The organism is Amycolatopsis stemonae (assembly GCF_054781455.1).
In genome coordinates, this window is the sequence record NZ_BAAGUJ010000001.1 from 964,447 (window position 1) to 978,517 (window position 14,071).

Consider the following 14,071-nt stretch of genomic DNA (forward strand, 5'->3'; position numbering starts at 1 on the left):
TCGAGAGGTCCGCGACCAGCGCGCCGCGGCTGCGACGAACGCTAGGGATTCCGCGGCCCGGAAACGTCACCGCGGAGTGGACACTTGCGAGTGGCTCGCAAGGGGGACAAGGCCCGCTCAGTCGCGTTTCAGCGCGTTGGTGACGCCGGCGACGACGGCCGTCGTGAGCACCCAGCCCGCCCCGGTGAACACCCACGACCACACCTGGGCCGGGCCCTGCGCGAACCAGGCCTTCTTCTGGCCGAGGTCGACGATCGGCACAAGGACGTCGAGCGTGTAGGCGACCGGCTGGAACGCCGGCCCGGCGGGGGCCGACGGGTGCAAGTCCGCGCGGTACGCGCCGCCGAACAGCATCGTGCCGAACGCCACCAGTGCGACGAGCCACAGCCCGGCGAGCCAGGTGCGGTAGCCGTAGCCGACCGTCACGGCGAGCAGCCGGTTCCACAGCCTGCCGAACGGGTTGAGCTCCTCGCGCCGGTGCCGCTGCTTCGCCAAGCCGACGCGGCGGGCGGCTTCGACCTGCCCGCCCCGCCGGAAGGCGGCGGCCAGCTGGTCGTACGCGCTCGGGTCGTAGCCGACGGTGCCGTCCCGGAGCCAGGCCAGCCGTTTGCGCACGGGCAGGTAGTCGTTGCGCAGCACCTGGTAGGTGAACCCGAGCATGGCCCGGCCCGGTGCCCAGGTCTCCGGCAGGTCGTAGAACTCCCGGACCTGGGCGCGGGACAGGTCCACCTTGCCGTGGAACGGTTCCTTCGGCAGCAGCAGGAGTGAATCCGCGCGCAGGCGCATGAGGTTGAGCGTCGGCTCGCCCTCGGCCACCGTGCTGACGCCGTTGAACCGGACGTGCCCGGCGACCTGCGCGCCGTGCAGGCTGATCGAGCCGGCCGTCGTCAGGTCCGGGCCGAGGTCCAGGTCGTCGCCGACCACGAGGCCGTCGCCGATCAGCGGTCCGGTCAAGGCCGCTTCGGTCAAGAGCACCCGGCCACCGACGTTCGTGTTGGCCACCTGGACCGCGCCGTCGGCCGTGAACCCGCCACCCATGCGGAGGCCACGGCCCACGGTGACTTCGTTCGCTTCGAGGGCGACCCCGCCCGGATTGCCCAGCCGCGCGCCGTCGAGGTCGAGGTGGCCGCCGATCTTGGACCCGCTCAGCCGAACTCCGGCCGTTGTCGTGTACCCGTGGCAGGACACCGTTCCGGTCACGGTCATCCCGTCGGCGATGAGCCCCTGCGCATTCGCGTCGGCCAGGACGACCTCGCCCCCGACGTTCGCACCCGACAGCACGACGGCCCCGCGGACGGTCAGGTCCGAGAGCACCAGGTCCCCGGCCACGACGACCCCACCGGCGGCCAGGGCCCCTTGCCCGGAGGCGCCCAGCTCGGCTTTGGCCAGCTCGAGGTGACCGCCGATGCGCGCGTTCGTCAGCATCACGAGCATGTCCACGGTGAGCCCGGTGAGGTGCAGGCTCCCGCTGGTGCGCAGGTCGATCGCCAGGAGCGCGGAAACGTGGCTGTGCCGCAGGCTGACGGACTTCGCCTGGGTTTCGGCCAGCAGAACCGCGTCTTCGAAGTGACAGGACTCCAACGACATCGGGCAATCGATGGTCAGGGCACTGAGATCGAGCTCTCCGGTGACCCGCGCGCCCTTGAGCCGCACGGCTCGCGGCGCACCGGCGAGCACCTCGACGAGCACCGACGCGTCGACCGGCTCCCGGTGCTCCGGATCGCCCCCGGTCAGGTCGACCACCCGCCCGGCCCGGCCGGCTTCGACGAGCTGCTCCAACGCCGGCGCGCCGGTCACACGACCCCCAGGTGGCTGGAACCGAAGGAGCCGCCAAGGGGGCTCGAACCCCTGACCTTCTGTTTACAAGACAGATGCTCTACCAGCTGAGCTATAGCGGCCTGGCGCCGAGGCGCCGGACCCAGTGTATCGGCCGCCGTGGAGATCCTCCTCGAGAGGCACGATCACCTGGTCGAGGCCACTATGGACCTACGTGGTGCACGCCACTGCAACGCTCGACACACCCGCGTCGATGGTCCGGGCGGAGGGGCGTGAAAAGGGCGTCTGCGGCGAGCCGAGAGCGAGGAGGTGACGGGATCATGAAGATCAACGAGCGCACCAACGGGGGCACCACGACCAGATGGCCCCTCCTCGAACCTCCGGAACAAAAACCGCGCACGCACCGCCCGAACCTCCTCAAGCGGCGGCCGTGGCACGTGCTCGAGGCGCCCACCGGCGAATTCCCCGCCGTCGACGCCGAGGAGGCCATGGGGCCTCAGCTGCCCGATGACGCCACCGTCAACTTCGTGCTCGACCTCTCCCTGCGGATCGGGGAGAACCAGATGGCCAGCGGGGCCGGGGCGTCGGACGTCAGCGCCACGATCCTCGCCATCACCGCCGCGCTCGGGCTGCCGCACTGCGAGGTCGACGTCATCTTCACGTCGATCACCGTCACCTGCCACCGCGGCACCGACCTCGCGCCGGTGACCGCGCTGCGGGTCGTGCGCAGCCGGAGCCTCGACTACACGCGGCTCACCGAGACCGAGAAGCTCATCCGGAAGATCGTCCGCGGGAACATGAGCGCCGAGCAGGCGCAGACCGAGCTGGAGCGGATCACCCGGGCGCCGCACCCGTACCCGCGCTGGGTCGCGACGCTGTCCTGGGGCGGGGTCGCCGCGTTCATCACCATCCTGCTCGGCGGGGGCTTCGACATCGCGCTCGTCGCGTTCGTCATCAGCGGGGTCATCGACCGGATCGGGCGGTTCGTCAACCGCTATTCGCTGCCCTTCTTCTTCCAGCAGGTGCTCGGCGGTGCCATCGCGACGCTCTCCGCGATGGCCATCGTGAGCAGCAACGTCCTGACCACCGACAAACCGACGCTGGTCGTCGCCGCCGCGGTCACCGTGCTGCTGTCCGGGCTGTCCACCGTCTCGGCGGTGCAGGACGCCATCACCGGATACAACGTCACCGCCGCCGGGCGCACCATGGAGACCGCGCTCATGTCGGCCGGCCTGATCGCCGGCGTCGTGATCGCCCTGCGGATCGCCGTCCTGCTCGGCCTGCCGCGCACGCCGTTGCCCGAGGTCAGCGGGTCGACGCCGCAGCAGCTGCCGCTCGTCGTGCTCGGGGGCGCCGGCGCGGCCGCCTGCTTCGCGCTCGCGAGCTACTCCAAGATCCGCGCGATGCTGGTCGCGGCCGCCGCCGGGGGCATCGGCGCCGCCGTCTACGGCGCGCTCATGCTGGCCCAGCTCGACGGTGTGAGCTCGTCCGCGATCGCCGCGACGCTCGTCGGGTTCTGCGGCGGCGTGCTCGCCCGGCGCCTCGGCGTTACTCCACTGGTGGTGGCCGTGTCCGGGATCACTCCGCTGCTTCCGGGCCTCTCGACCTACCGTGGTCTGTACCAGATCGGCGTCGAGCCCAGCGGGAACATCTCGACGCTCATGACGGCCGTCGCAATCGGGCTTGCGCTGGCAGCGGGCGTGGTATTCGGCGAGTGGCTCGCCCAGCCGGTACGGACCGGCCTGGGCAGGCTCGAGCGGCGGTTCGCCGGACCACGCATGGCTGGTCCGCTCGAACCGACCGAACGAAGCTTGGAGTAACGCTGCGGTCACCGGCTGTTCATCGCTCACGCGATAGGGTTTCACTCTGGGGCCGCGACCCAGGACGCGAGGAGCGACAGCTGTGAGTGACAAGGAGAACGGGAACCAGGCCGACTTCGTCGTAGTGGCGAACCGGCTACCGGTCGACCTCGAACGGACGGCCGACGGTGAGCGCCGCTGGACGGCCAGCCCGGGCGGGCTGGTGTCGGCGCTGGAGCCGTTCCTGCGCTCCCGGAAGGGCGCCTGGGTGGGCTGGCCGGGCATCCCGGACGTCGAGGTCGAGGAGTTCGACGACGACGGCCTGGTGCTGCACCCGGTGTCGCTGAGCGCCGACGAGGTCCGCGACTACTACGAGGGCTTCTCCAACGCGACGCTCTGGCCGCTCTACCACGACGTCGTCGAGCGCCCGGTGTTCGACCGAGCGTGGTGGAACAGCTACGTCAAGGTGAACCGCCGCTTCGCGCACGCCAGCGCCGAGGTCGCCGCCCAGGGCGCGACGGTCTGGATCCAGGACTACCAGCTGCAACTGGTGCCGGCGATGCTGCGCGAACTCAGACCGGACCTGCGCATCGGCTTCTTCCTGCACATCCCGTTCCCGCCGGTCGAGCTGTTCATGCAGATGCCGTGGCGCGCCGCGATCATCCGCGGCCTGACCGGCGCGGACCTCGTCGGCTTCCACCGCCCCGGCGGGGCGCAGAACTTCCTGTGGCTGTGCCGCCAGCTGATCGGCCTCGAGTCGACGCGCGGCGCGGTCGGCGTCCGGTCGCGGCCGGGCACCATGCAGGTCGGCGACCGGACGGTCCGGGTCGGCGCGTTCCCGATCTCCATCGACGCGACCGGGCTCGACGCGCTGGCCCGCACCAAGGGCGTCCAGGAGCGGGCCGCGCAGCTGCGGCGCGACCTCGGCAACCCCAAGACGGTCCTGCTGGGTGTCGACCGGCTCGACTACACCAAGGGCATCGACCTGCGCCTGCAGGCGCTGCACGAGCTGCTGCACGAGGGCAGGCTGCAGCCCGACGAGGTGACGTTCGTCCAGCTCGCGACGCCGAGCCGCGAGCGCGTCGAGCACTACCAGCGGATGCGCGGCGAGATCGAGCAGATGGTCGGGCGGATCAACGGCGAGTTCTCGCGCGTCGGTCACCCGGTGGTGCACTACCTGCACCAGTCGGTCGACCGCACCGAGCTGGCCGCGTTCTTCTCGGCCGCGGACGTCATGGTCGTGACGCCGCTGCGTGACGGGATGAACCTCGTCTGCAAGGAGTACGTCGCCGCGCGGCACGACCTCGGGGGCGCGCTCGTGCTGTCCGAGTTCGCGGGCGCGGCCGCGGAACTCTCCAGTGCGTTCCTCGTGAACCCTCACGACCTGGACGGGGTGAAGGACGCGCTAGTGGCTGCCATTACGCTCGACCCGGCAGAGGGCCGTCGCCGGATGCGCGCCATGCGTCGCCAGGTCCTCACGCACGATGTCGATCGTTGGGCGCGCTCTTTCCTACAGGCTTTGGGTGCCGAAGCGGTCGACTGACCCGAACGACCATGCACGAGCTCCTGAGGAGGAGTGTTGACTGCCGAGGCCCTGCCCGCCGAGTTGCGGCGCGCGATCGTCCAGATCGCTCGCACGCCGCGTCTGCTGGTCGCTTGCGACTACGACGGCACGCTGGCACCCATCACCCTCAACCCGGACGAGGCGCGCCCGCTGCCCGAGTCCGTGGGCGCCCTCAGATCGCTCGCCGGGCTGCACGAGACGACGACCGCGGTCATCTCGGGGCGCGCGCTGCGCGACCTCGCCACGCTGTCGCGGCTGCCGTCCGAGGTGAACCTGGTCGGCAGCCACGGCTCCGAGTTCGACATCGGCTTCATCCACGCCCTCGACGAGAAGGCGCGGGACCTGCACCGGCGGCTCGAGGCCGAGCTCGAACAACTCGTGCTCGACGTCCCGGGCGTGTCGCTGGAGGTGAAGCCGGCCAGCATCGCGGTGCACGTGCGCCGCGCCGAGCACGAAGCCGGGCGCCGCGTGCTCGCGGCCGTCCACAGCGGACCGTCCACATGGGAGGGCGTGTCGACCACCGACGGCAAGGAGGTGGTCGAGCTCGCGGTCGTCCAGACGGACAAGGGCCGTGCGCTCGACATCCTGCGCCACCAGGTCGGCGCCACCGCGGCGATCTTCCTCGGCGACGACGTCACCGACGAGAAGGCCTTCGCCCGGCTGTCCGGCCCGGACCTGGGCATCAAGGTCGGCGACGGCGAGACGCTCGCCGGGTTCCGCGTGCCGGACACCGTCGATGTCGCGCTGGTCCTCGGTTTCCTGCTGGAGGAGCGCCGGAACTGGCTGTACGGCGAGTCGGCGCCGCCGATCGAGCGGCTGTCGCTGCTGGCCAACGAGCGCTCGGTCGCGCTCGTGACACCGGACGCGAAGCTGACCTGGCTCTGCCACCCCGGCCCGGACGCGCCGGCGGTGTTCGCCGACCTGCTCGGCGGCGAGGGTGCCGGCCACTTCTCCATCAAGCCGCACCGCAACGGCCTGCCGCTGGGCCAGCGCTACCTGCCGAACACGATGACGGTCGAGACGCGCTGGTCGCGCCTGCTCGTCACCGACTACCTCGAGCCGGAAAGCCCGCAGCACCGCACGGACCTCGTGCGCGTGATCTCGGGTGAGGCGATGGCGGACGTCAAGTTCGCGCCCCGCCCCGAGTTCGGTGGCGTGCCGGTGAAGCTGGAGATCACCGAAGGCGGCCTGCGCGTGCTCGGCACGTCGGAGCCGTTCGTCCTGTACTCGCCGGGCGTCGAGTGGACCATCACGTCGGACGGCCTGCACGACACCGCGACGGCGCTGGTGCAGCCGACGCCGACCCAGCCGGTGGTGCTGGAGCTGCGCTGCGGCACCACGGACCTCGGCGCCCACGAACTGTCCGAAGTGGAACGCCGTGACCGCGCGGGCCGCTACTGGAGCGAGTGGACGTCGAAGCTGCAGCTGCCCAAGGTGCAGACCGACCTGGTGCTGCGCTCGGCGCTGACGTTGCGCGGCCTGGTCAACACCGACACGGGCGGCGTGCTCGCCGCGGCGACGTCGTCGCTGCCGGAGGAGATCGGCGGGGTCCGCAACTGGGACTACCGCTACTGCTGGATCCGCGACGCCGCGATGACCGTGCGGGAGCTCGTGCACCTGGGCTCGGTCGAGGAGGCCGAGGGCTACCTCAAGTGGCTGCACGGCGTGCTCGCCACGCTGGCCGGCCCGGAGCGCCTGCACCCGCTGTACACCCTCGCGGGCAGCGTGATCGGCGCCGAAGCGGTCATCGAATCCCTGCCCGGTTATGCCGGTTCTCGCCCGGTTCGGGTCGGGAACCTCGCGAACCACCAGGTGCAGCTGGACGTCTTCGGCCCGGTCGTCGAGCTGGTCGGCACGCTCGCCGCGGCGCGCGGTGACCTGCGTGACGAAGACTGGCAGCTGGTCCGCGCGATGGCCGAGGCCGTGACGCGGCGCTGGAACGAGCCCGACCACGGGATCTGGGAGGAGCGGCACGTGCCGCGCCACCGGGTCTACTCGCGCGTCATGTGCTGGGTGACCATCGACCGCGCGATCAAGCTCGGCGAGCAGTACGGCCGCGAGCTCCCCGGGAACTGGCACGGATTGCGCGAGGAAATCTCCCGCGATGTCCTCACGCACGGGTGGAACGACGAGGTCCAGGCGTTCACGACGGCCTACGACGGCACGGACCTGGACGCGGCGTCCCTGTTCGTCGGGCTCACCGGGCTGATCGACCCGGCCGACGAGCGGTTCCAGCAGACGGTGACGGCGATCGAGGCGGAGCTGCGCAGCGGGTCCACTGTGTACCGTTACCGCCGCGACGACGGCCTGCCGGGCGGTGAGGGCGGTTTCCACATCTGCGCGGCGTGGCTGATCGAGGCGTACCTGCTCACCGGGCGGCGCACCGAGGCGCAGGAGCTGTTCGACCAGATCGTCGCGGCGGCCGGCCCGACGGGCCTGCTGCCGGAGCAGTACGACCCGATCGCCGAACGGTCGCTCGGCAACCATCCGCAGGCGTATTCGCACATCGGGCTCATCAGGTGCGCCAACTTGCTGGCGGCCAGTTAGCCCTTTCGGTCCGAAAGCCGTTGAAGGCCACCATAAAGGCGTCCGCCGCCTTTATGGTGGCCTTCGGGCCATCGCGGAGGTGAGGCTGGTGCAAGGGACTTTCGGACAGGTCGAGTTCGTGCCGCTGCCGCCCCGCTTCGCCGACCGCGTGCGCTGGGGTTCGGTGGTCGTCGGGAGCTCGATGATCGCCGGGATGGTGCTCCTGTTCGGCCTCACGACGTTCCTGCAGGGCATCGTCCACGGCCATTCTTTTCCCGACACGCTCGTCGGGAAGGCGGCCGCGGTGGTGCCGCCGCTGGGCGTGCTGGCGATCGCGGTGCTGGTGCTTTCGTCCCGCCGCTGCCTGCGCGGCGACTACCTGGTGGTCGCCAGCGCCGGTTCGGCCCGCAACGCGCTGGTGTTCACGTACGTGCTGACGCTCGTGCTGATTCTCGGTTCGTTCGCGGTGCCGCTGGTGTTCCGCGTCTGGCGCGACACCCCGCAGTTCCGGGCGCCGGACCTGCTCACGACGTTCTCGACGCTCGGCTTCTCCACGATGGGCTTCCTGGCGGGGATGTTCTACGTGCGGCCGAGCGTGCAGACGCTCAGGAAGTTCAGCGACCACCCGATCTGGTGAGCTGAAACGTCCACAGTGGACTTGCCGGCCCAGCCGGTTCGCCCGTGAACGCCCCTGGCGCCTGCGGGCAGCAGGGAGCACGACCGGGACACGCTGCTCCCGTTGTCGTGGGCCGGGCTCGAAGCGGTGACCTGGACCGCCCGCTCGAGCCGGGCGAGCTCCGCTACACCCGCGAGGCGCCGCCGCCCACGACGTTCACGTACTCGATCACCACCGGCAAGCCCGGCCACCCGCGGCCGCCGGGTCTCAGCGCGCGTGGCTGGCGGCGTTCAGCGCGTCGGCGACGTTCGCCACTTCCAGCACCCGGATCCCGGCCGGCGGTTTCCCGGAGTCGGGCGGCACCAAGGCGTGCGTGAAGCCGAGCCGCGCCGCCTCCGCGAGCCGCCGGCCCACGCTCGGCACCCGGCGGATCTCGCCCGCCAGCCCGACCTCGCCCACCGACACCAGCCGCGGCGACAGCGGCACGTCTTCGAACGACGACGTCAACGCCAGCACCAGCGCCAGGTCGATGCCCGGCTCGGTGATCTTCATGCCGCCGACCGTGGCCGCGTACACGTCCTTGTCGCCCAGCTTCAGGCCGCCGCGCTTCTCCAGCACCGCCAGGACCATCGCCACGCGCGCCGAGTCCAGCCCGCTGACCGCGCGGCGCGGCTGCGGTGCCGACGTCGACGACACCAGCGCCTGGACCTCGCCCAGCAGCGGCCGCTTGCCCTCGAGCGACACCGTGATCGCCGTGCCCGACACCGCCTCTTCCGTGCGGCTGAGGAACAGCCCCGACGGGTCGGGCACCCCGACGATGCCTTCTTCCTGCAGCTCGAAACAGCCGATCTCGTCGGCCGCGCCGAAGCGGTTCTTGATGCCGCGCACCATCCGCAGCGTCGAATGCTTGTCGCCCTCGAACTGCAGGACGACGTCCACCAGGTGCTCCAGCACGCGCGGGCCGGCCACCGTGCCGTCCTTCGTGACGTGCCCCACGAGCACCACCGGCAGCCCGCGCTCCTTGGCCAGCGCGACCAGCCCGGACGTCACCGCGCGGACCTGCGTCACCCCGCCCGGCGAGCCGTCGACCTGCGGGGACGCCATGGTCTGCACCGAGTCGACGATCAGCACGCCCGGCTTGACGTCGTCGACGTGCCCGAGGATGGCCGAAAGGTCGCTCTCGGCGGCCAGGTACATGCGGTCGTGGACGTTGCCCGTTCGCTCAGCGCGCAACCGGACCTGGCCCGCGGACTCCTCGCCCGTGACGTACAGGGACCGGTCGACCGTCTTCGCCCACTGGTAGGCGACCTCGAGCAGCAGGGTCGACTTGCCGACGCCCGGCTCACCCGCGAGCAGCACCACCGCGCCGGGCACCAGGCCGCCGCCCAGCACCCGGTCGAGCTCGGAAACGCCGGTCCGGCGAGCCCGGGCGGCTTCGACGTCGACCTCGCCGATCGGCCGCGCCGGAGCGCTCGGCGCCCCGGCCGCGACGCGCTGGATGGCCGGCTTGGCCGGCGCTCCGCGCTCCTGGAACGAGCCCCACTCCTGGCACTCCGGACACCGGCCCAGCCACTTGGCCGCTTCGTACCCGCAGCTCCCGCAGCGGTAGGTGGTCCCTTTCTTCACCCCGCGAGGCTATCGGCGACCACCGACAAAACCGGGGACCTAGTCGTTGGCGTGCGCCGGCGCCGCGACGGGCAGCTCGACGGTGACCGGCCCGGCGTTCTGGAAGACGAAGGTCACCTTGAGGACCTGGCCGGGCCAGAGCGGCTGCTTCAGCGGGGCCAGCTTCACGGTGGCCTTGCCGACGACCTGGGGCGCGGTCGGCGTCGCGCTGGACGTCGGCGCCTCCGGCGTGGTGGTCGCGGTCCCGGTGGCGCTCGAGCTGGTGCCGGTCGGCGTCCCCGAGGAGGACGGCGTGGCCGCCGGGGCCGACGACGTGGCCTGGGCCTCGTTGGTGGACTCGACCGCGTCGTCCGGGCCGATCACCAGGGAGTGCCCGGCGACGACGGCCTTCGAGCCGCTGAGGGTCGCCGGGGCGCCGTCCTCGCTCGTCACCGAGACGAGTGAGTCGTCCTGGGCGCCCTCGTTCACGATCGTCAGCGTCAGCGCCGGGGTCGCACCGGCCGGGTAACCCGCGCCGGAGGTCGGGTACTGCACCGCGGCGTCGCGCAGGACGATGGTCTTGACCTGCGCGTACGTGCCGTTGACGGCGGGCTGCTGCGAGGCGGTCTGAGTGATCTGGCCGGCCCCGCACCCGGCGAGCACGAGCGCGGCACCGAGCGCCAGCACGCCCGCGCCGAGCACGCGACGATTCTGCAGCCTCACGTCGCAGTCCTTCCCTTTTCACGGCCTATCCGCCCCGAAGACTAGCCGGGGGCGATCTCCCGCGCGGAACCGGTGTGCGTTGCGCCCAAGATCAACCGTCCACAAAGGATTTCCCGCCACCCTGGGAAACCCGCCCGCATCACCTGCATGAGCACGGGGGTCGGACGTTTGTCAACCCCCGCTCAGGCCGCTGACCTGCGAGGACGAGTCCGGCCCGCTAGGTGGGCGCTGGCGGACCGTGCTAGGATGGAGTCAGCGAAAGGGGCAGAGGACACATGGTTTTCAAGGTCGGAGAGACCGTCGTCTACCCGCACCACGGTGCCGCACTCATCGAAGCCATCGAGACCCGCGTGATCAAGGGCGAGGAAAAGAAGTACCTCGTCCTCAAGGTCGCGCAAGGGGATCTCACGGTTCGCGTGCCCGCAGACAACGCCGAGATCGTCGGCGTTCGCGATGTCGTCGGGCAAGAAGGACTGGACAAGGTCTTCGACGTTCTGCGTGCTCCGCACACCGAAGAGCCCACCAACTGGTCTCGTCGGTACAAGGCCAACCTCGAGAAGCTCGCCTCCGGCGATGTGAACAAGGTGGCCGAAGTGGTGCGCGACCTCTGGCGGCGAGAGAAGGACCGCGGGCTTTCGGCAGGCGAGAAGCGCATGCTCGCCAAGGCGCGGCAAATTCTGGTCAGCGAGCTCGCGCTCGCGGAGGGCACCGACGAGGACAAGGCTGAAGTCCTCCTCGACGAAGTTCTGGAAACCGCGACGGTCTGAAGCCCGGGCACCTCGCTCGACGGGCGGGCAGGTGCCTCTACGATCGCGAACCGATGAACGTCGTCGCGATCGTGACCGTCGCACATCATGCCTCCGACGGAGAGCTCGCTCTCACGCCGGTCCATGGTGAGGCGCTACTCACGCACACCGTGCGGGGGCTGCTCGACGTGCCGGAAATCGATCTGGTGCTCGTGGCGGCCCCCCAGCGGTGTGCTTTTTCGTTTTCCCAGGCGGTCGGTGTCCTCGGAAAACGTGGTCTGACCTGCCGGGTCGTGCCCGGTTCCCCGCGGCAGGCCCTCGCCGCCGTCGAGGCCGAGCTGGCCCGTGACTCAGTTGTACTCCTCCACGACGCCCTGCGGGCCTTCATTCCTGCGGAAACGGTGCGTGACGTCATCCGCGCGGTCGGTGACGCCCCGGTGGTCGTCCCCGTGCTGCCGATGGCGGACACGGTGAAGGTGACCGACGCCTCGTTCATCGTCGGCACGGAGGACCGGAACCGGTTGCGCACCGCCCAGACCCCGATCGGCTACACGCTCGAGGCGTTCCGGTCGGCCGAGCTGTGGGACGTCGCCGGCGCGGCGACGGTCCCCGGCCACCCGGACGCGATGCGCGTCACGACGGATTTCGAACTTTCCCTGGCCGAGGCGATCGCGGCGGCACCGAAGAACGAGGAGACGCTGTGAGGATCGGCAACGGCGTGGACGTCCACCCGGTCGAAGCGGGCCGCGAGTGCTGGATGGCGGGCCTGCTGTGGCCGGGCGTGGACGGCTGCGCGGGCCACTCGGACGGCGACGTGGCGGCGCACGCCCTGTGCGACGCCCTGCTGTCGGCGGCGGGCCTGGGCGACCTCGGCGCGGTGTTCGGCACGGGCGACCCGCGGATGGACGGCGCCCACGGCGCGGACATGCTCGCCGAGGTCCGCGGCCTGGTTTCCGCGGCCGGCTGGCGCGTGGCGAACGCGTCGGTCCAGATCGTGGGCAACGCCCCGCGCGTGGGCAAGCGGCGCGAGGAAGCGCAGCAGGTGCTGTCGGAGGCGGTGGGCGGCCCGGTGAGCGTGTCGGGGACGACGTCGGACGGCCTGGGCCTCACCGGCCGAGGCGAAGGCATCGCGGCCTTCGCGACGGCACTCCTGCTCGCCACGGAATAGGCACCCACGGGCGCCCGTTCGGCGTGATATGGCCCTCACCCTCTCGGACGACGTCCGCGCGCTGATCGACGGGAAGAACTTCGCCACCGTCGCCACCCTCGATCCCGACGGCAGCCCGCAGACCTCCGTCGTCTGGATCGGCCTCGACGACGGCGACCTCGTCTTCAGCGCGACCGAGGACCGCCGGAAAGTCCGCAACCTGCGGCGCGACCCCCGCCTCGGCGTCTCGATCACCGACGCCACCAACCCGTACCGCCACACCCAGCTGCGCGGTACCGCCACGATCACCCCGGACCCCGGCAAGACACTCCCCAAGACTCTCAGCCACAAGTACCTCGCCCAGGACCCGCCGCTGGAAAGCGAGAGCACCGAGCGCGTCATCGTCCGGCTGAAGGTCGAGAAGGTCGCCGGGAACGTGAAATAGGGTCCAGACCATGGGTGTGACATTCAACGCGGCCACCAAGGCCCTGCTCGACGGCACCAACTACCCCGTCGTGGCCACCACGAACGCCGACGGCTCGCCGCAGAGCTCCGTCGTCTGGGCTCGCCGCGACGGCGACACCGTGCTCTTCGTGACCGTCCAAGGCCGGCGCAAGGAACGCAACATCCGCCGTGACCCGCGGGTTTCGCTGTCCGTCTTCGACCTGGCCGATCCGGAGAACTACGTCGAGATCCGCGGCCGCGCCGAGGTCACCGCCGAGGGCGGCCGCGAGCTGAACGACGAACTGGCCCGCAAGTACACCGGCACGGTCTTCCCGCCCGAGCCGCCCGAGGTCGTGCGCGTGCTCGTCCGCGTCGTGCCCGAACACGTCACAGGGCATTCGGCCTGACGCTCCCGTTAGGCTGGAAACCATGACGATCAGGGCGGTGTTGTTCGACTTCTCCGGCACGCTCTTCCGGCTCGAGCAGGACGAGTCGTGGCTCGCCGAGCTGACCGACCACGAAGGCACTCCCCTCGACATCGAGGCGCAGGCCGAGCTGATGCGCCGGATGACCGCGCCGGTCGGGCAGGTCGTCGAGCTCGACGCCGAGCACCTGCACGCCTGGCACAACCGCGACCGCGACCCCGGGCTGCACCGGAAGGTGTACCTCGAGGTGCTCAAGAAGTCCGGCGTCCCGCTCCCGGAGCAGGCCGTGGCCCTGTACGACCGGCTCATCGATCCCAGCCAGTGGACGCCCTACCCGGACACCGAAGCCGCGCTGAAGGCCGCGTCGGAACGCGGCCTCAAGGTCGGCGTGCTGAGCAACATCGCCTTCGACATCCGGCCGGCCTTCACCGCGCGCGGGTGGGACGCCTACGTCGACGAGTTCGTGCTGTCCTTCGAGGTCGGCGCCATCAAGCCGGAGCTGGAGATCTTCCGCAAGGCCGTCAGCGCCCTCGGCGTCCCGGCCACCGAGACCCTGATGGTCGGCGACAGCGAGGAGGCCGACGGCGGTGCCCGCGCGCTCGGCTGCGAGTTCGCGCTGGTCGACCCGCTGCCCACCGCCGACCGGCCGGACGCCCTGCTCACGGCCCTGCGCAAGCACGGGGTGGCGTGAGGGCCAGAG

General features: G+C 70.9%; 13 protein-coding genes and 1 tRNA gene. 10 read left to right on the forward strand and 4 right to left on the reverse strand.

Features of this window, described 5'->3' with window-relative positions:
* Positions 1-117: 117 nt before the first annotated feature.
* Together ACYVLJ_RS04790 and ACYVLJ_RS04795 are read right to left on the reverse strand one after the other, a co-directional pair.
* The gene (locus tag ACYVLJ_RS04790; RefSeq protein WP_460437868.1) at positions 118-1,797 is read right to left on the reverse strand and encodes a hypothetical protein; all 1,680 of its coding nucleotides are present in this window, start codon (positions 1,795-1,797) and stop codon (positions 118-120) included.
* A 28-nt stretch (positions 1,798-1,825) separates the two neighbouring features.
* Positions 1,826-1,898: transfer RNA gene (locus ACYVLJ_RS04795), tRNA-Thr, on the reverse strand.
* 198 nt (positions 1,899-2,096) lie between these two features.
* On the opposite strand from ACYVLJ_RS04795, the gene ACYVLJ_RS04800 reads away from it, so the two are divergent.
* The 4 genes from ACYVLJ_RS04800 to ACYVLJ_RS04815 all read left to right on the forward strand — a co-directional run bounded on the left by ACYVLJ_RS04800 (position 2,097) and on the right by ACYVLJ_RS04815 (position 8,302).
* A complete protein-coding gene (locus ACYVLJ_RS04800) occupies positions 2,097-3,596 on the forward strand; it encodes a threonine/serine exporter family protein (protein ID WP_451969176.1) in 1,500 nt (499 codons plus the stop codon).
* A gap of 82 nt (positions 3,597-3,678) precedes the next feature.
* Complete coding sequence (locus tag ACYVLJ_RS04805; protein WP_451969178.1) at positions 3,679-5,118, forward strand: alpha,alpha-trehalose-phosphate synthase (UDP-forming); 1,440 nt, start codon at positions 3,679-3,681, stop codon at positions 5,116-5,118.
* A 36-nt stretch (positions 5,119-5,154) separates the two neighbouring features.
* On the forward strand, positions 5,155-7,686 hold the full coding sequence (gene otsB / locus ACYVLJ_RS04810; protein WP_451969180.1) for a trehalose-phosphatase: 2,532 nt from the start codon (positions 5,155-5,157) through the stop codon (positions 7,684-7,686).
* Positions 7,687-7,774: 88 nt separating this feature from the next.
* A complete protein-coding gene (locus tag ACYVLJ_RS04815) occupies positions 7,775-8,302 on the forward strand; it encodes a hypothetical protein (RefSeq protein WP_451969182.1) in 528 nt (175 codons plus the stop codon).
* A 246-nt stretch (positions 8,303-8,548) separates the two neighbouring features.
* On the opposite strand, the gene radA is transcribed toward ACYVLJ_RS04815, so the two are convergent.
* Positions 8,549-9,907, reverse strand: a complete 1,359-nt coding sequence (gene radA, locus ACYVLJ_RS04820; RefSeq protein WP_460437869.1) for a DNA repair protein RadA — start codon at positions 9,905-9,907, stop codon at positions 8,549-8,551.
* Between the two features lie 39 nt (positions 9,908-9,946).
* Complete coding sequence (locus ACYVLJ_RS04825; protein ID WP_460437870.1) at positions 9,947-10,609, reverse strand: copper chaperone PCu(A)C; 663 nt, start codon at positions 10,607-10,609, stop codon at positions 9,947-9,949.
* A gap of 275 nt (positions 10,610-10,884) precedes the next feature.
* Between ACYVLJ_RS04825 and ACYVLJ_RS04830 the strand changes: the two genes are divergently transcribed.
* The 6 genes from ACYVLJ_RS04830 to ACYVLJ_RS04855 are packed head-to-tail and all read left to right on the forward strand — an operon-like array spanning position 10,885 to position 14,062.
* Positions 10,885-11,376 carry a CarD family transcriptional regulator gene (locus ACYVLJ_RS04830; RefSeq protein ID WP_004559016.1) on the forward strand — a complete coding sequence of 164 codons (492 nt, stop codon included), beginning with the start codon at positions 10,885-10,887 and terminating at the stop codon, positions 11,374-11,376.
* Between the two features lie 53 nt (positions 11,377-11,429).
* The gene (locus ACYVLJ_RS04835) at positions 11,430-12,059 is read left to right on the forward strand and encodes an IspD/TarI family cytidylyltransferase (protein ID WP_460437871.1); all 630 of its coding nucleotides are present in this window, start codon (positions 11,430-11,432) and stop codon (positions 12,057-12,059) included.
* The gene (gene ispF, locus ACYVLJ_RS04840; protein WP_460437872.1) at positions 12,056-12,523 is read left to right on the forward strand and encodes a 2-C-methyl-D-erythritol 2,4-cyclodiphosphate synthase; all 468 of its coding nucleotides are present in this window, start codon (positions 12,056-12,058) and stop codon (positions 12,521-12,523) included. Before ACYVLJ_RS04835 ends, ispF begins: the two co-directional genes overlap by 4 nt.
* A gap of 28 nt (positions 12,524-12,551) precedes the next feature.
* On the forward strand, positions 12,552-12,947 hold the full coding sequence (locus ACYVLJ_RS04845; RefSeq protein ID WP_460437873.1) for a PPOX class F420-dependent oxidoreductase: 396 nt from the start codon (positions 12,552-12,554) through the stop codon (positions 12,945-12,947).
* Between the two features lie 10 nt (positions 12,948-12,957).
* Positions 12,958-13,353, forward strand: a complete 396-nt coding sequence (locus ACYVLJ_RS04850; RefSeq protein WP_451969192.1) for a PPOX class F420-dependent oxidoreductase — start codon at positions 12,958-12,960, stop codon at positions 13,351-13,353.
* Positions 13,354-13,375: 22 nt separating this feature from the next.
* Entirely contained in the window at positions 13,376-14,062 is a 687-nt protein-coding gene (locus ACYVLJ_RS04855; RefSeq protein WP_460437874.1) for an HAD family hydrolase, read from the forward strand.
* Positions 14,063-14,071: the final 9 nt, after the last annotated feature.